This is a genomic window from Bordetella genomosp. 9 (assembly GCF_002119725.1).
Taxonomy (GTDB): Bacteria; Pseudomonadota; Gammaproteobacteria; order Burkholderiales; family Burkholderiaceae_B; genus Bordetella_C.
This window is the reverse complement of sequence record NZ_CP021109.1, coordinates 3,853,915-3,873,109: the sequence shown is the minus strand read 5'-3', so window position 1 is coordinate 3,873,109 and position 19,195 is coordinate 3,853,915. Positions and strand designations below refer to the sequence as shown.

General features: G+C 67.2%; 17 protein-coding genes. 9 read left to right on the top strand and 8 right to left on the bottom strand.

Annotation, left to right across the window (positions count from 1 at the left end; translation table 11 throughout):
* Positions 1–2: 2 nt before the first annotated feature.
* The 5 genes from CAL13_RS17835 (at position 3) to CAL13_RS17815 (ending at position 6,624) form a co-directional block, all read left to right on the top strand.
* Positions 3–1,472: an FAD-binding oxidoreductase gene (locus CAL13_RS17835; RefSeq protein WP_232467692.1), complete on the top strand. Its 1,470-nt coding sequence runs from the start codon at positions 3–5 to the stop codon at positions 1,470–1,472.
* Between the two features lie 28 nt (positions 1,473–1,500).
* Positions 1,501–2,466, top strand: a complete 966-nt coding sequence (locus CAL13_RS17830; RefSeq protein WP_086073116.1) for a Bug family tripartite tricarboxylate transporter substrate binding protein — start codon at positions 1,501–1,503, stop codon at positions 2,464–2,466.
* 14 nt (positions 2,467–2,480) lie between these two features.
* Positions 2,481–3,713: an alpha-hydroxy acid oxidase gene (locus tag CAL13_RS17825; RefSeq protein WP_086073115.1), complete on the top strand. Its 1,233-nt coding sequence runs from the start codon at positions 2,481–2,483 to the stop codon at positions 3,711–3,713.
* A gap of 272 nt (positions 3,714–3,985) precedes the next feature.
* A complete protein-coding gene (locus CAL13_RS17820; protein WP_086058564.1) occupies positions 3,986–5,017 on the top strand; it encodes a glycosyltransferase family 2 protein in 1,032 nt (343 codons plus the stop codon).
* Positions 5,017–6,624: an ArnT family glycosyltransferase gene (locus CAL13_RS17815; RefSeq protein ID WP_086073114.1), complete on the top strand. Its 1,608-nt coding sequence runs from the start codon at positions 5,017–5,019 to the stop codon at positions 6,622–6,624. The genes CAL13_RS17820 and CAL13_RS17815 overlap by 1 nt, the downstream gene beginning before the upstream one ends.
* On the opposite strand, the gene CAL13_RS21380 is transcribed toward CAL13_RS17815, so the two are convergent.
* Complete coding sequence (locus CAL13_RS21380; RefSeq protein ID WP_332459889.1) at positions 6,572–7,030, bottom strand: GtrA family protein; 459 nt, start codon at positions 7,028–7,030, stop codon at positions 6,572–6,574. The genes CAL13_RS17815 and CAL13_RS21380 overlap by 53 nt on opposite strands.
* Between CAL13_RS21380 and CAL13_RS17805 the strand changes: the two genes are divergently transcribed.
* Positions 6,980–7,834, top strand: coding sequence for a ChbG/HpnK family deacetylase (locus CAL13_RS17805; RefSeq protein ID WP_332459888.1), 855 nt, complete (start codon positions 6,980–6,982; stop codon positions 7,832–7,834). The two genes, CAL13_RS21380 and CAL13_RS17805, sit on opposite strands and share 51 nt — an antisense overlap.
* On the opposite strand, the gene CAL13_RS17800 is transcribed toward CAL13_RS17805, so the two are convergent.
* The 3 genes from CAL13_RS17800 to CAL13_RS17790 form a co-directional block, all read right to left on the bottom strand.
* The gene (locus tag CAL13_RS17800) at positions 7,831–8,763 is read right to left on the bottom strand and encodes an alpha/beta hydrolase (protein ID WP_086073113.1); all 933 of its coding nucleotides are present in this window, start codon (positions 8,761–8,763) and stop codon (positions 7,831–7,833) included. The genes CAL13_RS17805 and CAL13_RS17800 overlap by 4 nt on opposite strands.
* 65 nt (positions 8,764–8,828) lie before the next feature.
* Positions 8,829–9,473 (bottom strand): LysE family translocator, encoded by a 645-nt coding sequence (locus CAL13_RS17795; protein ID WP_086073112.1) that lies wholly within the window; start codon positions 9,471–9,473, stop codon positions 8,829–8,831.
* Between the two features lie 36 nt (positions 9,474–9,509).
* On the bottom strand, positions 9,510–10,460 hold the full coding sequence (locus tag CAL13_RS17790) for a DMT family transporter (RefSeq protein WP_086073111.1): 951 nt from the start codon (positions 10,458–10,460) through the stop codon (positions 9,510–9,512).
* A gap of 135 nt (positions 10,461–10,595) precedes the next feature.
* On the opposite strand from CAL13_RS17790, the gene CAL13_RS17785 reads away from it, so the two are divergent.
* From CAL13_RS17785 to CAL13_RS17775, 3 genes are all read left to right on the top strand, one after another.
* A complete protein-coding gene (locus tag CAL13_RS17785) occupies positions 10,596–12,053 on the top strand; it encodes an aminotransferase-like domain-containing protein (protein ID WP_086073110.1) in 1,458 nt (485 codons plus the stop codon).
* A 125-nt stretch (positions 12,054–12,178) separates the two neighbouring features.
* Positions 12,179–12,532, top strand: a complete 354-nt coding sequence (locus tag CAL13_RS17780) for a TIGR01244 family sulfur transferase (protein ID WP_086073109.1) — start codon at positions 12,179–12,181, stop codon at positions 12,530–12,532.
* An 83-nt stretch (positions 12,533–12,615) separates the two neighbouring features.
* On the top strand, positions 12,616–13,077 hold the full coding sequence (locus CAL13_RS17775; protein ID WP_086058556.1) for a universal stress protein: 462 nt from the start codon (positions 12,616–12,618) through the stop codon (positions 13,075–13,077).
* An 83-nt stretch (positions 13,078–13,160) separates the two neighbouring features.
* On the opposite strand, the gene CAL13_RS17770 is transcribed toward CAL13_RS17775, so the two are convergent.
* The 4 genes from CAL13_RS17770 to fdhF all read right to left on the bottom strand — a co-directional run bounded on the left by CAL13_RS17770 (position 13,161) and on the right by fdhF (position 19,188).
* On the bottom strand, positions 13,161–14,834 hold the full coding sequence (locus tag CAL13_RS17770; protein WP_086058555.1) for an OFA family MFS transporter: 1,674 nt from the start codon (positions 14,832–14,834) through the stop codon (positions 13,161–13,163).
* A 133-nt stretch (positions 14,835–14,967) separates the two neighbouring features.
* On the bottom strand, positions 14,968–15,225 hold the full coding sequence (locus tag CAL13_RS17765) for a formate dehydrogenase subunit delta (protein ID WP_086073108.1): 258 nt from the start codon (positions 15,223–15,225) through the stop codon (positions 14,968–14,970).
* 20 nt (positions 15,226–15,245) lie between these two features.
* Positions 15,246–16,082, bottom strand: coding sequence for a formate dehydrogenase accessory sulfurtransferase FdhD (gene fdhD / locus CAL13_RS17760; protein WP_086073715.1), 837 nt, complete (start codon positions 16,080–16,082; stop codon positions 15,246–15,248).
* A gap of 265 nt (positions 16,083–16,347) precedes the next feature.
* Entirely contained in the window at positions 16,348–19,188 is a 2,841-nt protein-coding gene (gene fdhF, locus CAL13_RS17755; RefSeq protein WP_086073107.1) for a formate dehydrogenase subunit alpha, read from the bottom strand.
* Positions 19,189–19,195 lie beyond the last annotated feature (7 nt).

The following is a 19,195-nucleotide window of genomic DNA, read 5'->3' as shown; positions in this document are numbered from 1 at the left end:
GCATGGCCGCCCCGAACCACCCGGCGGGCATGCCTTCGCCGCAGGAATTCGTGGCAGCGCTGATCGCCGTGGTGGGCGGCGGCAATGTGCTGACCGGCGACGCCGCGGCGCCTTATCTGACGGACTGGCGGCGCAAGCGGACCGGCCGCGCCATCGCCGTGGCGCGCCCCGCAAACCGTGAGGAAGTCGCCGCCCTGGTCCGCCTGTGCGCCGCGCATGGCGTTCCAATCGTGGCGCAGGGCGGCAACACCGGGCAGGTCGCCGGCGCGACACCGGACACATCGGGCCGCGCGCTGGTATTGAGCCTGGCGCGCCTGAATCGCATCCGCGCGATCGACGCGGACAACGACACCATCACGGTCGAGGCCGGCTGCGTGCTGCAAGCCGTGCAGGAGGCCGCGCGCCGGCACAACCGCCTGTTTCCGCTATCGCTGGGCGCGGAAGGCAGTTGCACCATCGGAGGCAATCTGGCCACGAACGCGGGCGGCACCCAGGTGCTGCGCTATGGCAATGCGCGCGAGCTGACGCTGGGACTGGAAGTGGTCACGGCCGAAGGCGAGATCTGGCACGGCCTGCGCGGCTTGCGCAAGGACAACGCCGGCTACGATCTGCGCGATCTTTATCTGGGCAGCGAAGGCACGTTGGGCATCATCACCGCGGCGACGCTGCGCCTGTATCCGATGCCGCAGTCGCAGCATACGGCCCTGGTGGCGTTGGCCAGCCTGGAGGACGCCACACGCCTGCTCGCGCGCGCACGGAGCGAATTGGGCAGCACCTTGACGGCGTTCGAGGTGATGGCCCGCGGCTGCCTGGAAGATGTCGTGGCGGCATTTCCCCAGCAAAGGCTTCCCTTCGAACGGCAGGACCCGGCGGTACAGTGGTATGCGCTGCTGGAGTCCTCGGTCACCCGCGCGTGTGCGTCGTCGGGGGATGACTTCGAAGCCATGCTTGCCGGAGCCTGGGAGGCGGGCGCGATAAGCGATGCCGTCATCGCGGCGTCGGCGGCACAGCGGCGCGATTTCTGGGCCTTGCGCGAACACATCACCCTGGCGCTGGCCGAACAGCCATATTGCATCAAGCACGATATTTCACTGCCTATCTCGGCCGTCGCCGATTTCGTGCGGCGCAATGGCGCGCAATTGGCGCAGGCGCATCCGGGCCTTCGCATGCGCGTATTTGGCCACTTGGGAGACGGCAACCTGCATTACAACCTGCTCGGACCGGTGGGGACGTCCCGTGCGGCATGGATGGCTGCCGAGCCCGGTATCCAGACCAAGGTGCACGACGAGGTCGTCGCGCTGGGCGGGTCGATCAGCGCGGAGCAAGGCATAGGCGGACTGCGCGTGGCGGAGTTGCGGCGCTACAAGCCGGCCCTGGAGCTCGCACTGATGCGCCGTATCAAGCAGGCCCTCGATCCGAGCGGGCTGTTGAACCCGGGGAAAGTGCTGGACGCGTCCCAGCCACCCGATTGAAAACCATAATCCATAGGAGACAAGCTTCATGAACTTGCCGAAACTGGCAGCGGCCCTCGCCCTCGTACTGGCCGGCGTTTCGAGCGCCCAGGCCGGGGACGACTTTCCGAGCAGACCGATCCGCATGGTCGTGCCATTCCCCGCGGGCAGCGCCACCGACGTCATGGCGCGCTACATGGGCGAGCGCGTCGGCCGGCTGCTGGGGCAGACTTTCATCGTCGAAAACAAGGGCGGCGCCCAGGGCAGCATTGCGGCGGCCGATGTCAGCCGGGCCAAGCCGGACGGCTACACGCTGCTGGTCGGAACCAACACGACGCAGTCCGCCAACGTGCACCTGTTCAAGACGCTGCCCTACGACCCATCGCGCGACTTTGCCGCCATCACGCAATTTTCGACGAATCCGCTGGTGCTCGTGGTGCGGCACGACCTGCCCGTGACGGACGTCCGGAGCTTCCTGGATTACGCAAAGGCGCGGCCGGGTCAACTCAACTATGGCGTCGGGAATTCCGGCAGCCTGGTGGCCGCGCAGATGCTCAAGGAGCAGGCGGGCATCGATGCCGTGGATGTACCCTACGCCGGCACGCCGCAAGCCATGAACGACATGCTGGCCGGCCGTCTGGACTTCATGATTACCGACATATCGGTCACGCGTTCGCATATCGAGGCCGGCAAGCTGCGCGCGCTGGGCGTGACGCCGCGCCAACCTTCCGCGGTGCTGCCCGGGGTGCCGCCGCTTGCGCAGGCCGGCTTGCCCGGCTACGAATTCGTTGCCTGGGGCGGCCTGTTCGCGCCGGCCGGAACCGATCCTGCCATCATCGACAAGTTGAACCGCGCGTTCGTCCAGATCTTGAGCAATCAGGAGACTGCCGCATACTTCGGCCAGTATGGCTTGCAGCCCACGCCTCGCACGTCCGCGGACTTCTCACGCTACGTGGCCGATCAAACCGTCTTGTGGGGCAAGCTGCTGGCGGCTGCCGGCCAGCAGAAGCAATAGCCATTCCTTCCGCCATGTCATACCAGACCGATCTGCCGCCCGCTTCCTTTCCACAGCCCAGTCCCCGCCAACGGGCAAGGGCGCGCGCCGCCCACTCGATAGAAGCCCTGCGCGAATTGGCCGCGCGAACGCTGCCGCGCGCAATCTTCGATTTCTACGATGGCGGCGCGGAAACCGAAAGCACGTTGCGCGGCAACCGCGAGGCGATCGACAGGTTGCGGCTGCTGCCGCGCTATCTGGTCGACGTATCGCATCCCGACACCGGCACGCAGTTGCTCGGGCGGCCGGCGGCGATGCCGCTGGCGGTCGCGCCGACCGGCGCCATTGGCTACGGCTGGCCGTTCGGCGACGTGGCGATCGCGCGTGCCGCGGGCGACGCGGGTGTGCCTTATGCGCTGCCAACGTCTTCCACGTCGTCGATTGAACGGGTCGCCCGGGAAGCCCCGCACACGCGGCTGTGGTTCCAGTCATACATGCTCCGCAAACGCGATTTCACTTTCGGCCTCATCTCCAGGGCGCACGCTGCCGGGTACGAGGCGCTCATCATCACCATCGACATGCCGACAGGGGGCAAGCGCGAACGTGACCTTCGCAATGATTTCGGCTTGCCATTCCGGTTCACGCCGCGCAATGTGCTGGACTTCGGACGGCGGCCGGGATGGGTTGTGCGGCAACTGCGCGCCGGGTTGCCGGCGCTGGAAAACATGGCCGGCTTCGTGCCCGATGCGGTGGATGCATCGACCATCGCGTCTTCGGTGGGCAAGAACTACGATCCGGCCTTTGTGTGGGAGGACCTTGCCCGAATCCGCGATGCGTGGCCTCGCAAGCTGCTGATCAAGGGCGTGCTGCATCCCGAGGACGCGCGCCGCGCGGCTCAGCTGGGCGCCGATGGCGTGATCGTGTCCAATCACGGGGGCCGCCAATTGGACGGCGCGGTGGCCGCGCTGGACGCGCTGCCCGGGGTCGCGCACGCGGTGGGCGGCCGCATCCCGGTTTTCGTGGATGGCGGCGTGCGGCGCGGCACGGACATCGTCAAGGCCCTCGCGCTGGGTGCAGGCGGCGTCCTGGTGGGCCGGCCGATGCTTTATGGCGTCAGCGTCGCCGGCCAGGCGGGGGCGGAGCGGGCCCTTTTCCTGTTCCGTGAAGAGCTGATCCGGACGCTGAAGCTTACCGGCGTGGCGCGCGTGCAGGATATCGATGCAACGGTGCTCCACGCGGTGGAGAAAAAAGGGTCGCATCCCTCCTGAGCCGCGCGGCGCTCATTCCTCTGCAGCGCACGATTTGTTAGGTTCCGGCGCCGGTACACGGGTTTTCCGCGTACCGGGCGCGTCCCCGGGTTCTTACAATCGATGGCGTGCCAGCGCTCACGCGGAGCAGGGCTGCCATGCCGCGAACCAGACCGGATCGCCAGGTTTTCCGTGTCCCGGACGTTCCAAGCCGGGCTGGACACGCATTTCATGAAAATTCGACACGTGCGGGCCGATACTGCGACGCAGCAGTTTTCCAACCTGGCAATGCCATGCACATCGAAGCCCGCACAGAAGCGTTCGCGCCACGCACGCTTACCCCCGAGGTCCTTCCCCGCAATGACCGCTCGCAGGCCATCCGTATTTCCTGCGTGGTGCCCTGCCTGAACGAAAGCGACAACCTGCGCGTGCTGCTCCCCGCCCTGATGGCCGTGCTCGGCAAGCTGTGCGGAAGCTGGGAAGTCATCGTCACGGACGACGGCAGCACCGACGGCACGCCCGAGCTGATGCGCGAGTGGTGTGAAATCGACGGGTTCCGCTACCTGCAGCTCTCACGCAATTTCGGCAAGGAAGCCGCGCTGAGCGCGGGCCTGGAGGCGGCGACCGGCGATGTCGTCATCTGCCTGGATGCCGACATGCAGCATCCGCCGGCCCTGATTCCGGAGATGCTGGAGCGGTGGCGCGCGGGCGCGGATATGGTCTACGCCGTGCGCGAGAACCGCAGCGCGGAGACATGGTTCAAGCGTTTCGGATCGCACATGTTCTACCGCCTGCTCAGCGAAGGCCGGGGCGTGGACGTGCCCGCCCATGCCGGCGACTTCCGCCTGATGGATCGGCGGGTCGTGCGGGCGTTGAATGCCTTGCCGGAACGCACGCGGTTCATGAAAGGGCTGTATGCATGGGTGGGGTTCCGTTCCGAGGCGCTGCCCTATACCCCCGATGATCGCGTGCACGGCGCCAGCCACTACAGCGGCCGCAAGCTGTTCAAGCTGGCATTCGCCGGCTTGACCGCCTTCACCACCTGGCCGCTGCGCATGGTCAGCGTGATCGGGGTGATCTTCGCCATCCTCTCGTTCGCCTACGGCTGCTATCTGGTGGTGGACTACTGGATGTACGGCAACGCCGTGTCCGGCTGGACGACCATCGTGGCCGCCCTGATGTTTTTCGCGGGCATCAACCTGTTGTCCCTGGGCGTCGTCGGCGAATACGTCGGCCGCATTTTCGACGAAGTCAAAGGCCGGCCCCTGTACGTCGTGCGCGAGCAGCGCGGGCGGCCTCATATAGATAAAAAGAACGCGAAGTAATGTCCTCTCTCGTCCTGAATACCTGGGTGCGCCGCCTCGAGGTGTCATCCAAGCCCCTGCTTTTTCTCGTCACCGGCATCTGGCTGGCCTGTCTGTCGTGGCTCAGACCCATGACGCTGCCGGACGAAGGGCGATATGCCGGCGTTGCATGGGAGATGTTACGCAGCGGCGAGCATGCCGTGCCGCTGCTGAACGGCATGCCCTTCTTCCACAAGCCGCCGCTGTACTACTGGCTGGCCGAAGGCGCCTTCGGCCTGTTCGGGGTGCATCCCTGGGCTGCCCGGCTGCCTTCCTGGCTGGCAGGCTGGCTGACGGCCATGGCCGTGTACGCCTTCATGCGCCGCTATCGGGGCGGCAGGGCGGCTGCCGTGGCGATGCTGGTGCTGGCGACGCAGCCGTTTTTCTTCGGGGGGGCGCAGTTCGCCAATCTGGACATGCTGGTCGCGGGCATGATTTCGCTGACCACGCTCGCCGGCGCCGATACGGTCATGCGTGCGGTGCGCGGCGAGCCGTGGCGCCTGATGGCGCTGGTCACCGGCGTACTCGCGGCGCTGGGGGTCTTGTCCAAGGGCCTGATCGGCGTCGTCTTGCCCGGCGGCATCCTGTTTTTCTGGATCGTGGCGATGCGTCAATGGCGCGGCCTGCGCGCGCTGCTGTGGCCGCCGGCCATCGCGGCGTTCTTAGCGGTGTGCCTGCCGTGGTTCTGGACCATGCAGCAGGAATTCCCCGGCTTTTTCCACTACTTCTTCGTCTACCAGCAGTTCGATCGCTTCGCCGAGGCCACTTTCAACAACCGCCAGCCGGTCTGGTTCTATCTGCCGGTGGTGGCCGGACTGGTGCTGCCATGGACGCTGTGGCTGGGCGGCGTGTTCCGCAAGGCGTTCTGGAACAAGGACGACGCCGCCGCCTACAGCGTGCGGATGCTGATGGGCATCTGGCTGGCCGTGGTGCTGGTCTTCTTCTCCATTCCCGCCTCCAAGCTCGTGGGATACGTGCTTCCCACGCTGGCGCCCATCGCGGTCCTGATCGCGGAAGTGATCGTTGCGGCCCTGTCGGATCCGTCCTCGGCGGCCCACCGCAGCTTCCGCGTCTGCCTGTCGGCGGCCGTCGGCCTGTGCGTGGCCGCCACCGCGGCCGCCGCCCTCTATGCCAAGCCGACGGCGCTCTCCCTGACCGAGCGGGCGCGGGACGACTTCCAGCCCACGGATCAGGTGGTGATGCTGCATACCTATGCCTACGATCTGCCCATGGCGCTGCGCGACCCGCGGCCCGCCTGGGTGGTCGACAACTGGAACAATCCTGAAATTCCGGTGCGGGACAATTGGCGCAAGGAGCTGTACGACTCGGGTATGTTCCGTCCGGACGTCATGAAAGCGACGTTGATTTCACCGCAGGATCTGCAGACGAGGATGTGCGCGGCGCCCGAGGGACGGGTCTTCTGGTTCTGGGGCAATCCGCGCGAGGACCAGGACAGCTATGCGGCGCTGCGCGGCGTGGCGCCTTATGCCGATAACGGCAAGCGCGCCTTGTGGCGGATCGTGGCCGACGATGCTTTCAAAGCGCGGTACTGCGGCGAAACGCCCACAGCCGGCTCAGAAGGAAAGTAAGGACAGCAATGGCGACGAGGATCGAAGCAAGCAGAACGTCGTACCGCATGGCGGTGCGGCGCAGCAGCCACGCGTACGAAACCTCGTTGACGATGAATCCGGCCGCGGATATACAAAAAAACCGCCGCGCCGCGACATGCCAGGCGCCGGCCTGCTGCCGGAAAGTGAGCAGATAATGACCGCTGAACGATACGCAGAAGGCCACCAGCCAGCCCGCAACATTGGCCGCCAGTGGACGCGCGCCTATACCTTCCACGCAGGCGACCACCACCAGCCAGTGCGTGGCGGCCGCGGCGCAGCCAACGGCGACGAACCAGCTCAGTTGTCGGATCAGGCTGCGCATTCGAAAACTTCCATGGCGATGATGTCGGATGGGCCGGGCGCCGAGCGCGCCGGCGTGATTCACATAGTTGTTTGCGCCGACGATTTTGGCATGAATCGGGCGATCAACGAGGGCATCGTCGGCCTGGCGGTGGCGCACCGGCTCAGCGCGGTCGGCTGCCTGTCGCAGGCGCCGGCGTTCCGGCGCGACGCCCCCCGTTTGCGCGACCTGGATGTCGATGTCGGCCTGCATCTGAATTTCACCGAACCGCTGGGCGCGTCCGGGCTCTATATGCCGCTGCCCCGCCTGATCGCCTGTGCCTACGGCCACCTGCTGGATACGGGCCGCTTGAAACGGCAGATCGAACGGCAGCTGGACGCCTTCGAGTTCACCATGGGGCGCATGCCCGACTTCATCGACGGCCATCAGCATGTCCACCAGCTGCCGCAGATACGCAACGCGCTGTTCTCGGTGCTCGAGCGCCGCTATCCCGACCGGAAGCCGTGGCTGCGCTATACGGCGCCGGGGCGGTTGGACGGCGTGCCCAAGCCGCTGCGCCGCAAGGCGCACATCATCGCGGCGCTGGGTTCGCGCGCCTTCGCCCGCGAGGCCGGGCGCGCCGGTCTGCGCACCAACCGCCGCTTCCTGGGGGTCTACGATTTCCAGGGCGGCGCGCAGGCATACGACGATCTGTTGAAAGTCTGGCTGCGCAACGCCTGCGAGGGCGATCTGCTGATGTGCCATCCCGCGTTGCCGGCTGGCGGCGGAAAAGGCATGGACGCGCAGCGCGGCGCTGAATACCAGGTGCTGTCCAAGCCCGGCCTGAGCGAATGGCTGATGCGCAACGGCCTGCGTATCGGGCGCTACGCCGTCGCTGAACGACGCTAGCCCTCGCGCGCGTCCACCGGCGGGCGCTGCGGCATGGGCGCGCCGTGCCACGCCGCCATCGCATCGCGGATGAACGACTCGACGGCGTCACGGTACACCGCGCCGCTTCTCACCGCGCCCGAGTGCGAGGCGCCATCGATCTTTACCAGGCGCTTCAGGTTCGGCGCCACGCGCTGCGCGGCCGCGAACAACTGGTCGCTCATGGTGTGCGGAACGACGCGATCGTTCGTGCCGTGCAGGAAGAGCACCGGCGTGGTCAGTTCGGCCAGCTTGTCCACGGAATCGAAGGGCTGCGTCACCAGCAGGCTGGCGCCGGGCACCCAACCCCACTCGGTGGTGCCGAGCATGGCGGCGATGCTGGTGAAGCTGCTTTCGACGATCAACCCGGCGAAGGGCGGGACGTCCTTGCGCGCGGCCAGGTCGATGGCGATGGCGCCGCCCAGGCTGTGGCCGTAGACGAAGCGGCGCGCCGGGTCCGGCTGGCGCCGGGCGAGTTCCCGCAAGGCCGCGGCCGCGTCCTCGCCGGCGGTTTTTTCCGAAGGCAGCAGGCGGGTGGAATCGCCGAACCCGCGATAGTCGATGGCCAGCACCGAATACCCCATGCGGGTCCAGCTCGTCATGCGAAAGGCGCTGCCGTTCAGGTTCCAGCGCGCGCCGTGCAGATAAAGGACGGTTGGCGCCCCGGGGTCGGGACTCTTCCAATACCAGGCCCGCACATGTTGCCCGCGGGTAACGTCCAGATCGAAGACCTGCGTGCCGTCCGGCGGCTCGCTGAACCAGCGCTGGTCGCCGCGGGCCGGCGCGAAAATCGCTTCCCTTTGCCAGTTGTCCAGCTGGGTACAGCCCACCACGGCGGACGCGGCGATCAATGCGCAGGCGATGGCGCGGCGCAGGCCGATACGGGTGAGCGGGCGGAAGAGGGCGGGCATGCGACATAGACTAGCAGCGCCGCGGGCGGTTCCGCATCGGCCGCCCGGCGAGGCCCGAAGGCGGGTCAGCTCATCCAGTGCGCGACCAGTTCCTGCGCCACCGGGTACAGCGATATGACGAGCAGCAGCGCCATCGAGATGTTGAAGGCGCGCACCGCCATGGGGCGATGCAGGAAACGGCGCAATGCCGTGCCGAAGGTGACCCAGACGCCGATACTCGGCAGGTTCACGATGCCGCACACCAGGGTGGCGACGATCAGGTTCAGGAAAAACCCCGACTCCGGAATGTAGGTGGCCGCGACGCCGACCACCATCACCCAGGCCTTGGGATTGACCCACTGGAATGCGGCAGCCTGCAGGAATGTGATCGGTTTCGCGCGCTTGCCGCCTTCCTGGATTTCCCCGGAGGTGGCGATCTTCCAGGCCAGGTACAGCAGATACGCGGCGCCGCCGTATTTGAGGAGCGTGTACAGGACGGGCACGGTATGGAAGACCGCGCCCAGGCCGGCGCCGACCAGCAGGATCATCAGGCTGAAGCCCAGGTTCACGCCCATCATGTGGGGCATGGAGCGCCGGAACCCGAAGTTCAGCCCCGAGGTCGCCAGCATGATGTTGTTCGGGCCGGGTGTGATGGAGCTGACCAAAGCGAACAAGGCCAGCGGGCCAAGCACGTTCAGGGACAGCAATGGGATCGTCTGTTCGAGGTTCATGGGTGCGAAACTCCCGTTTGCCGACGTGGACTGCGCCTAAGGACGGCGCGCCGCGGCGCGCCGTCCCGCTGCGAGGATGCCGATGACGGCGACGGCAAAAAACAGCGTGGTCCACGTGACCGTTTCGCCGAACAGCAGCCCGGCGGCCACGACGGTCAGGAAGGGTTGAAGCAGCTGTACCTGGCCCACCCTGGCGATGCCGCCATGGGCCAGACCGCGATACCAGAAGAAGAAACCCAGGAACATCGAACCGAACGACAGATACGTCAGCGCCATCCACGTGACGGGGCTGGGCGCGGCCGGCGCGTGCGCGGCCATCCACAACACCGGTCCCGCGACGAAGGGCGCGCTGATGACCAGCGCCCAGCAAATGGTCCGCCATCCTCCCAGCGTGCGGGAGACGCGCGCGCCTTCCGCGTAGCCCATGCCCCCGAGCACCACGGCGACGAGCAGCCACAGGTCGCCAGATTGCGGCGCGCCGCCGCCTTCACGCAGGGCGAAGACGGCGACCAGCGCCGCGCCCGCCAGGGCCCACAGCCAGAAACGGCCCGGCGGCCGTTCGCCGCTGCCCCAGGCCGCGAACGCGGCGGTGGAAAGCGGCAGCAGGCCGTTGAAGACGGCGCCGTGCGCGGCCGGAACCGTTTGCATGGCCAGCGTGGAAGCGACTGGCCACCCTATCACCACGCCCAGCGCGGCCAGCACGATACCGAGCCGCTCTTCCCGGCGCGGGAGGCGGCTGCGGGTGATCCAGAGCAGCAGGCCGGCAGGCACGGCCGCGGCCAGGGCGCGCCCCAGTCCCACCAGGAAGGGGTCCAGCTCCATGACGGCGATGCGCGACATGGGAAGCGTCAGGCTGAAAACCAGGATGCCCAGGAACGCCGCCCCGTAGCCTTCCCAACCGCCCGGTTGCGCCGCCGTGGCGGTGGCGCCGGTTGCGGCCTTGGTGGACGGCGGCGCGGCGCGGGATGCGGCGAGAGGGCGTGTCATGTCGGAGTCTCAGGGAAGTTACCGAGCCGCCATGCTTGCGCGGCATCGGGGGAACTGACACTCTACGCATGGTGAGCAGTACAGTACCGGTACACTTTTCCGGTTCACAGCAATAACTGGCCTGGTGAATCGACCATGACACTTTCAGCGACCAAGCCCGCTTATGGCTGGCGGCCTGTCCGGGGCAACGACGTGACCCTGGCCGATCAACTGGCGGACGACCTGGCGCGCCGCATCAAGGACGAGGGCCTGCGGCCGGGTTCGCGGCTGCCGTCCATCCGCGCCATGGCGGAGCAGGCCGGCGTCAGCCGTTTCACCGTCGTCGAGGCTTACGACAGGCTCACGGCGAGCGGGCTGGTGCAATCGCGGCGCGGCGCGGGCTTTTTCGTGGCGCCGCGCGGAACGGCCCGGCCCACCGCCCAGGCCGCGCGATCCGAGGCGGCGCTGGACCAGCCCGCCCGCATCGATATCGCCTGGCTGTTGCGCAATATGTTCCGGGAGTCGACCGCGCCCGGCATGCCGGGCGGCGCGGGACTGTTGCCCGCCGAGTGGCTGGACGCCGACATGATTGCCGCCGCCGTGCGCGCCGTGGGGCGAACGGTGCGCGGCAACTTCCTTTCGTATGGGCAGCCGCAAGGCTATCCGCCGCTGCGCCAGCAGATCTCGGCGCTGTTGCAGGGACTGGGCGTCCCGGCGCACCCCGAACGCAATCTGTTGACAACTGCGGGCGTCACCCACGGCCTGGACCTGGTGGCGCGCCTGCTGGTCGGTCCGGGCGACACCGTGCTGGTCGAGGATCCCGCGTGGTTCGTGATTTTCGGCCGGCTGGCGGCGGTGGGAGCGCGGGTGATCGGCGTGCCTCGCACGCCGGACGGCCCCGACGTGGCGGTTCTGGAGCAACTGGCCGCGCAGCATCGCCCCAAGCTCTTCATCATGAACAGCGTGGTCCACAACCCCACCGGCCACACGCTGTCGGCCGGCGCGGCCTACGACATCCTTCGCATCGCCGAGCGGCACGACTTCATGCTGGTGGAAGACGACACGTATTCCGAATTGCATCCCGGCAACGCCATGCGCCTGTCGGTGCTCGACCGCCTGGAGCGGGTGATCCTGGTGGGCGGTTTCTCAAAGATGCTCGCGCCCAGCCTGCGTGTGGGCTATCTGGCGGCCTCGCCGGCCCTGGTCCAACGGCTGGCGGAACTCAAGATGCTGGCCGGGCTGACCTCGCCGGAACTGGGCGAGCGCGTCATCCACCGCATTCTGGCCGAAGGGCAGTATCGCCGGCACGTCGAGCGGGTGCGCGCAAGAGTGGACGCGGCGCGCGAACGCTGCATCCGGCAACTGCTCGATCTGGGCTTCCGCATTCCCAGCATGCCGCACGCCGGCATGTTCGTGTGGACCGATTGCGGCCGCGATACCGAAGGCCTGGCGCGGGCCGCGGCCGAACGCAACATGCTGCTGGCGCCCGGGACGTTGTTCTCGCCCACCCAGGCGCCGTCCACCTGCATGCGGTTCTCGGTGAGCATGGTGGACAACGCGGCGGCGTGGCGGCTGCTGCGCGAGCTGACGGGCGACGGGGCCGGGCGCGCCTGATCATCGGTTCCCCGGCCCTGTCCACGTCATCGCTTCCCCGCCGGGACCTATACTGGAGACCTCCGTTTACCGTCTTGCCGCGCCCGGGTCCGTCCCGCCGAGCGGCCGATCAATCGAGGAAAGCCATGTCCGTTCCCATCAATCGACTCACCGAAACCTTCGCCGTCGCGCCGCAGCTGTCGCCCGACGATATGGCGGCGGTGGCCGCCGCGGGTTTCAAGAGCGTCATCATCAACCGCCCGGATTACGAGGGCGGTCCGGACCAGCCCACCGCGGCGCAGGTGTCGGAAGCGGCCCTGAACGCCGGTTTGAAAGTGGAGTATCAGCCCGTCGTCAGCGGCGGCATGACGGCCGACGACGTCGTGCGTTTCAGCAAGCTGCTGCAGAGCCTGCCGGCGCCGGTGCTGGCGTACTGCCGGACGGGTACGCGCTGCACGAACCTGTTTATGGCGGCCCAGCAAATGGGCGCTCAAGGGTAGAGGGTGGCATCCCGTTCCGATGCGCTGCAGTTGCGGCTTTTCCGGTAGGATGGGGACACCAATACCCCGTAAGGAGAAAGGCCATGTTCAAGAAGATCCTCATTCCCACCGACGGGTCCCCGCTGTCCGCGCAGGCGGCGAATGCGGGGGTGTGCTTCGCCCGTTCGACGGGCGCCGAGGTCGTCGCGCTGCACGTCACGCAGCCTTTCGCGGCGACCATCGGTTTCGACGGCATGGCCGCGGCCTATGCCATCACGGACGAAGACTACGAAAAGGCGTCGGCCGAACAGTCCAAGCGCTATCTGAAGCACGTCATGGACCGGGCCGAGACCGCCAACGTGAAGGCGATTTCGCGCGCCGTTTCCAATTTCAATGTGGCCGAAGGCATCGTCCAGGCCGCCACCGATTGCGGCTGCGACCTGATCTTCATCGGCAGCCACGGGCGTAGCGGCCTGTCGCGGCTGCTTCTGGGCAGCGTCACGGCCAAGGTGCTTTCGCTGGCCCATGTCGCGGTACTGGTCTACCGCGTGAAAGAAGAGAAGTAATCGGCGGACGCGCCGGATCGCGCGATCCGGTGTCGCAGCGTCCAGGGCGCTGGAGCGGGCAATCCGCGCCAGCGCCTTTTTCATCAGCGGAACAGGACCACCGCCTGCTGCAGGGTCACCCAGATGCCCCAGGCCAGGGGAATGCCGACGCAGGCCCATGCCAGGGCGACAACCACGGTGGGCGTGCGCCCGCCATTGATCCCGCCGGCCTGCGTTTCGGCCTCGGCCGCAATGGCGCGCTCGTGCGCCAGGGCTTTTTCCTTGGCCAGTTCCTCCTCGCTCATGAAGTGCTTGGGATTGACGGGACGCACGGCCAGGTTGCACAGCAGACCTACCACCAGGATGCCGGCCAGGATGTACATGGTGATGTCGTACACCTGGGCGCGCGGCACGCCGATGGATAGCTGGTACTCGCGCAGGTAGCTGATCAGGATGGGCCCGAAGATGCCGGCGGCGGACCAGGCCGTCAGCAGCCGGCCGTGGATGGCGCCGACCATCTGGGTGCCGAACAGGTCCGCCAGATAGGCCGGCACCGTGGCGAAGCCGCCGCCGTACATGGACAGGATGATGCAGAAGGCGCCCACGAACAGCGCCAGGTGTCCCGCGTGCGCCGACCACGGAATCGACGCGTACAGGATCAGGCCCAGCACGAAGAACACGCAGTAGGTCATCTTGCGGCCGAGCTTGTCCGAAAAGCTGGCCCATGCGAAGCGCCCGCCGATATTGAACAGACTGAGCAGGCCCGTGAAGCCGGCGGCGATCGTCGCGATGGCGGCGAGCTGCTCCTTGTTCAATTGGGAGAAGGTCAGGCTGTCCTGCCCGATCAGCTTGCCGGCGAAGACTTCCTGCAGCAGCGGCGAGGCCATGCCCAGGATACCGATGCCGGCGGTCACGTTCAGGCACAGCACCAGCCACACCAGCCAGAACTGCGGCACGCCCCAGATCTTTTTCACGTGGACGTGGCCGTGCGTGATCATGGCGTTTTTGGTTTGCGTTGCCGGCGGGGTCCAGCCCTCGGGCTTCCAGTTCGACGCCGGCACGCGATACGCCAGCGCGCCGCCCGTCATGAACAGGGCGTAGATGACGGCCATGGTCAGGAAGGTTTCCCACACTCCCGGAGAGTTGGCGGTGGCGTAATGGCGCATCAGCAGATTGGCCAGCGGCGCGCCGACCATCGCGCCCCCGCCGAAGCCCATGATCGCCATCCCGGTGGCCATGCCGCGCCTGTCCGGGAACCATTTGATCAATGTACTCACCGGCGAGATATAGCCCAGCCCCAGGCCCACGCCGCCGATCACGCCGGAGCCCACCCATAGCATCCACAACTGGTGCAGATACACGCCGATCGCCGAGATGACCAGTCCGCCGCACCAGCACACGGCCGAGACGATGCCCGCCTTGCGCGGGCCGGCATGTTCCAGCCAGCCGCCCCATATGGCGGCTGAGCATCCGAGCAGCACGAAGAACAGGATGTAGGTGATCGTCATGCTGGAGATGCGCCAGTCGCAGCTGGTGGTGAACAGCTCCGCGGCCAGGCTCATGTCGGCCGGGCAGGCCAGCGGCGCCGTGCCGCCCAGCGCCTTGGACAGCGGCAGCCAGAACACCGAAAAGCCGTACGCCATGCCAATGCACAGGTGGATCGCCAGCGCGGCGGGCGGCACCAGCCAGCGGTTGTAGCCGGGTCCCGCGATGGTTCTTTCCTTGTCCAGAAAGCCCGGCTTGCGGGCCGGTATGTCCAGCGTAGTGGCTGTGCTCATGTCTTCTCCTCTTGGTCTTTGGTTGGACCGGAACGACGTCGAACGATAGCGAAAAGTGCGCGCCTTTTCCGTTTTCTTATGTCCCCGCCGCGATGCGAATCCGCCGGCGGATCGTATTCCCGACCCCGCCGCGTCAGTGGACCGCCGTCTTCGGGGTCAGCGCCTCGCGATGGCGGGCGACCGCTTCGAGCACGATGGGGCTGAGCCGGGTCTCGCCAAGCATGCCGTCGGGCTGGCGCGACAGGAAGTCGAGCAATTCGGCGCGCATGCGCGGCTCCCAGAATTTGCGGATATGGCCCGCTACGTTGTCGATGGCTTCCTCGCGGTCCGGCATGGCGTCGAAGAAGTCGCCGATGCGGTTGGCCATGCGTATGAGATTGCCGATGTCCATGCCTGTTCCTGTCCTCGTCGTTATGCCGCGATGCGTTCCGGGTGCGCGTACAACGTCGCGTCGTCGTCGCGCATGAAACCCAGCAGCGCGATATTGAGCCGTTCGGCCAGCCGCTGCGCCAGTGCCGTGGGCGCCGACACCGCGGACAGCACCCCTACGCCGGCAGCGGCGGTTTTCTGCACCATTTCGAAGCTGGCGCGGCTGGATACCACGATCATTCCGGCGCCCGTACGCGCCGGGTCCTGTCCGGGCCGCCGGGCCAGCGCACCGATCAGCTTGTCCAAAGCATTGTGCCGGCCCACGTCTTCGCGCACCAGGATGACCTCCCCGCCGGCATCCGCCCAGGCCGCCGCATGCGTCGCGCCGGTCAGGCCGTGCAGCGGCTGGCGATCGCGCATCGCGCGCATGGCCTTGAAGACGGCGGCCGCCGCCACGCGGGGAGCGGCCGCGACTGGCGGGATGTCGCGCAGCACCTCGGGCAGCGTTTCCACTCCGCACAGTCCGCAGCCGGTCCGGCCGGACAGCGCCCGCCGGCGTTCCTTCAGCCGCGCCTGGCAGGCGCTGGAGATCGTCAGCGCCACCACGACGCCGTCTTCGTCCGCGCGCAGCTCGATGTCCCGCACGTCGCGCGCGCTGTCCACGATGCCCTCGGTGATCGAAAACCCGATGGCGAAGTCCTCCAGGTCGGCGGGCGTCGCCAGCATCGTCGCGTGGCTGATTCCGTTGTACTCGAGCGCAATCGGCGTCTCCTGCGCCAGCGCATCGATCTGCGCCGCGGCGTCCAGCACGCCCCGGCGGATGCGCAGCACCCGCGCGCGCACGGCCGTCGAAGGAGCCGCTGTGTCCTCTGTATCCATATCCATCCATCGCCCCAGACACCGCCCACGCCCAGTCGAAATCACCCGCCCACCCCACTCAGCGCACGCCGCCGCCCCGATCCCGGACGCCGCGGATCCGGCTCCGCCCGTCCACCAGCGCTGCCCCCCGATCGGGGACGCCGCGGATCCGGCTCCGCCGGTCCACCAGCGCTGCCCCCGATCGGGGACGCCGCGGATCCGGCTCCGCCGGTCCGCCAGCGTCGCCCCCTTGAGGGGGAAGCGCGACAGCGCTTCGGGGGTGGGTCTATCCCAAAAGCAGCTTCTGCTGGATTTCACTGAATCGGGTCCACTGCCGTTGCCATTCCGAAGGCTGAGACACCCGCATCACCTGTACCGCCGTCACCTTGTATTCCGGGCAGTTCGTGGCCCAATCGGAATTGTCCGTGGTCACCACGTTGGCGCCCGATTCCGGGAAGTGGAAGGTGGTGTAGACCACGCCCGGCTGCACGCGGTCGGTCAGCACCGCGCGCAGCACGGTTTCGCCGGCCCGGCTTTGCACGCCGACCCAGTCGCCATCGACAATGCCGCGGTCTTCGGCATCCTGCGGATGGATCTCCAGCAGGTCCTCGCTGTGCCACATGACGTTGGGGGTGCGGCGCGTCTGCGCGCCGACGTTGTACTGCGACAGGATGCGGCCGGTGGTGAGCAGCAGGGGATACTTGCGCGTGCTGCGTTCCTCGCTGGGCACGTACTTCGTGATCATGAAACGGCCCTTGCCGCGCACGAACTCGTCCACGTGCATGATGGGGGTGCCCTCCGGCGCCTGGTCGTTGCAGGGCCACTGCACGCTGCCCAGGCGATCCAGTTTCTCGTACGTGACGCCGGCGAAGGTGGGCGTCAGCCGCGCGATTTCCTCCATGATTTCGCGCGGGTGGCTGTAGTGCATCGGGTAGCCCATGGCGTTGGAAAGATCCATGGTGATTTCCCAGTCCGACTTGCCGTTGCGCGGCTCCATCACCTTGCGCACGCGCGAGATGCGCCGTTCGGCGTTGGTGAAGGTGCCGTCCTTCTCCAGGAAGGACGAGCCGGGCAGGAAGACGTGCGCGTACTTGGCCGTTTCGTTCAGGAACAGGTCCTGGATGACGATGCACTCCATGGCGGCCAGGGCGGCGGCCACGTGCTGGGTGTTCGGATCCGACTGGACGATGTCCTCGCCCTGCACGTACAGGCCCTTGAACGTGCCGGACAGCGCCGCGTCGAACATATTCGGGATGCGCAGGCCCGGCTCGGGCTGCAGCGTCACACCCCAGTCGCGCTCGAACTCACCGCGCACGGTGTCGTCCGAGATATGGCGGTAGCCCGGCAGCTCGTGAGGGAAGGACCCCATGTCGCACGAGCCCTGCACGTTGTTCTGGCCGCGCAGCGGGTTCACGCCCACGCCTTCGCGGCCGATGTTGCCGGTCGCCATGGCCAGGTTGGCGATGCCCATTACGGTGGTCGAGCCCTGGCTGTGTTCCGTGACGCCCAGGCCGTAGTAGATCGCCGCGTTGCCGCCGGTGGCGTAGAGCCGCGCCGCGCCGCGCACCGCCGCGGCCGGCACGCCGGTGACGGCCTCCATGGCCTCGGGCGAGTTTTCCGGCAGGGACACGAAGTCGCGCCATTGCTGGAACGACTTGGCTTCGCAGCGCGCGGCGACGAACGCTTCGTCGATCAGGCCTTCGGTCGCGATGACGTGGGCCATCGAGGACAAGAGGGCGACGTTGGTGCCTGGACGGACTTGCAGGTGGTAATCGGCCTTGACATGCGGCGCATTCACGAGTTCGATGCGGCGGGGGTCGATGACGATCAGGCGCGCGCCCTCCCGCAGGCGGCGCTTCAGGCGCGACGCGAACACCGGGTGGGCGCTGCTGGGGTTCGCGCCCATCACCATGACCACGTCGGTATGCATGATGGAGTCGAACGTCTGCGTGCCGGCCGACTCGCCGAGCGTCTGCTTCAGCCCGTAGCCGGTCGGCGAGTGGCAAACGCGGGCGCAGGTATCGACGTTATTGGTGCCGAAACCGGCCCGCACCAGTTTCTGCACGAGCCACGTTTCTTCGTTCGTGCAGCGCGAAGACGTGATGCCGCCGATCGAATCGCGGCCGTGCTCGGCCTGGATGCGCTTGAACTCGGAGGCGGCGTAGGCGATGGCTTCTTCCCACGATACTTCGCGCCACGGATCGGTGATGCGTTTGCGGATCATGGGCTTGGTGACGCGTTCCTTGTGCGTCGCGTAGCCCCAGGCGAAGCGTCCTTTCACGCAGGAGTGGCCGCGGTTGGCCTGGCCGTCTTTCCACGGGACCATGCGCACCACTTCCTGTCCCTTCATCTCGGCCTTGAAGCCGCAGCCCACGCCGCAATACGCGCAGGTGGTCACGACCGAATGCTCGGCCTGGCCCATCATGATGACGGTCTTTTCCTGCAGGGTCGCGGTGGGGCACGCCTGCACACAGGCGCCGCACGATACGCATTCGCTGTCCATGAAGGGCTGGTCCTGGCCGGCGGACACGCGCGAAGCGAAGCCCTTGCCCGAGATGGTGAGCGCGAACGTGCCCTGGGTTTCCTCGCAGGCGCGCACGCATCGGCTGCAGACGATGCACTTGGACGGATCGTAGGAAAAGTAGGGGTTGGACTCGTCCTTGGCGTCGCTCAGGTGGTTTTCGCCGGCATAGCCGTAGCGCACCTCGCGCAGCCCCACCACGCCAGCCATGTCCTGCAGTTCGCAATCGCCGTTGGCGGGGCAGGTCAGGCAATCCAGCGGATGGTCGGAGATGTAGAGTTCCATCACGCCGCGGCGCAGGTCGTGCAGCTTGGGCGTTTCCGTCCGCACCACCATGCCTTCTTCCACCGGCGTGGTGCAGGATGCCGGATAGCCGCGGCGGCCGTCTATCTCCACCAGGCACAGGCGGCAGGAGCCGAAGGCTTCCAGGCTGTCGGTGGCGCAGAGCTTCGGGATATTGATGCCGGCTTCCGCCGCCGCCCGCATCACCGACGTGCCGGCGGGTACGCGGATGGTCTGTCCGTCGATGGTCAGGCTGACCAGTTGCGCCGACACGCGCGCCGGCGTGCCGTAGTCCCGCTCTCGCTTGATGACCGTTTCCAACATGGTGGCG

Excerpts from the sequence above, each read along its gene's own strand:
- CAL13_RS17835 (WP_232467692.1), top strand. The coding sequence starts at position 3 with ATGGCCGCCCCGAACCACCCGGCGGGCATGCCTTCGCCGCAGGAATTC.
- CAL13_RS17815 (WP_086073114.1), top strand. The coding sequence starts at position 5,017 with ATGTCCTCTCTCGTCCTGAATACCTGGGTGCGCCGCCTCGAGGTGTCA.
- CAL13_RS17770 (WP_086058555.1), bottom strand. The coding sequence starts at position 14,834 with ATGAGCACAGCCACTACGCTGGACATACCGGCCCGCAAGCCGGGCTTT.
- CAL13_RS17775 (WP_086058556.1), top strand. The coding sequence starts at position 12,616 with ATGTTCAAGAAGATCCTCATTCCCACCGACGGGTCCCCGCTGTCCGCG.
- CAL13_RS17800 (WP_086073113.1), bottom strand. The coding sequence starts at position 8,763 with ATGCCCGCCCTCTTCCGCCCGCTCACCCGTATCGGCCTGCGCCGCGCC.
- CAL13_RS17830 (WP_086073116.1), top strand. The coding sequence starts at position 1,501 with ATGAACTTGCCGAAACTGGCAGCGGCCCTCGCCCTCGTACTGGCCGGC.
- CAL13_RS17820 (WP_086058564.1), top strand. The coding sequence starts at position 3,986 with ATGCACATCGAAGCCCGCACAGAAGCGTTCGCGCCACGCACGCTTACC.
- CAL13_RS17780 (WP_086073109.1), top strand. The coding sequence starts at position 12,179 with ATGTCCGTTCCCATCAATCGACTCACCGAAACCTTCGCCGTCGCGCCG.
- fdhD (WP_086073715.1), bottom strand. The coding sequence starts at position 16,082 with ATGGATACAGAGGACACAGCGGCTCCTTCGACGGCCGTGCGCGCGCGG.
- CAL13_RS17825 (WP_086073115.1), top strand. The coding sequence starts at position 2,481 with ATGTCATACCAGACCGATCTGCCGCCCGCTTCCTTTCCACAGCCCAGT.
- CAL13_RS17790 (WP_086073111.1), bottom strand. The coding sequence starts at position 10,460 with ATGACACGCCCTCTCGCCGCATCCCGCGCCGCGCCGCCGTCCACCAAG.
- fdhF (WP_086073107.1), bottom strand. The coding sequence starts at position 19,188 with ATGTTGGAAACGGTCATCAAGCGAGAGCGGGACTACGGCACGCCGGCG.
- CAL13_RS17785 (WP_086073110.1), top strand. The coding sequence starts at position 10,596 with ATGACACTTTCAGCGACCAAGCCCGCTTATGGCTGGCGGCCTGTCCGG.
- CAL13_RS17805 (WP_332459888.1), top strand. The coding sequence starts at position 6,980 with ATGGCGATGATGTCGGATGGGCCGGGCGCCGAGCGCGCCGGCGTGATT.
- CAL13_RS17795 (WP_086073112.1), bottom strand. The coding sequence starts at position 9,473 with ATGAACCTCGAACAGACGATCCCATTGCTGTCCCTGAACGTGCTTGGC.
- CAL13_RS17765 (WP_086073108.1), bottom strand. The coding sequence starts at position 15,225 with ATGGACATCGGCAATCTCATACGCATGGCCAACCGCATCGGCGACTTC.